The organism is Geobacillus sp. WSUCF1, from assembly GCF_000422025.1.
GTDB classification, from domain to species: Bacteria; Bacillota; Bacilli; order Bacillales; family Anoxybacillaceae; genus Geobacillus; species Geobacillus zalihae.
Genome location: NZ_ATCO01000287.1, coordinates 1 through 422 on the forward strand (window position 1 = coordinate 1; position 422 = coordinate 422).

At 59.5% G+C, this 422-nt stretch carries 1 protein-coding gene; it reads left to right on the forward strand.

All coding sequences use genetic code 11. From position 1 onward, the window contains the following. Positions 1–422: UPF0236 family transposase-like protein (locus tag I656_RS0117240; RefSeq protein WP_033007003.1), on the forward strand; the 422-nt coding region annotated here is incomplete at both ends.

Below are 422 nucleotides of genomic sequence, written 5' to 3' on the forward strand. Positions count from 1 at the left end.
CCTTGCCTCGAGGAAACGGCGGTCGAGTTGGCCGTAGAGTGCTCTTCCTACCGCAAAGCGGCCCGTACGTTGGAGTCGATCGTGGGGTATGCGGTCCTAAGCCACGAGGCGATTCGCCAACTGGTGCTGGAGGCCCCTGTCTCGCTGCACCGCCCTGTTTCCCAACGGCACGGCCGAGTGCTGTTTGTGGAGGCGGATGGGCTGTTCATTTCCCGCCAGGGGAAAGGGAAACGGGCGAAAGAAGAGAAAATCCTGGCGATTCACGAGGGATGGAAACGAAACGGTTCGCAGCTTGAGCTCGTGAACCGGCGCCACTACCTCCATGAAGGGGAGGGAGACGTGTGGGAACGGTTTGAAGAGTGGCTGATGAACGAATATGCCTATGATCCGTGCCGGGACCTTTTGATCATCAACGGCGACGC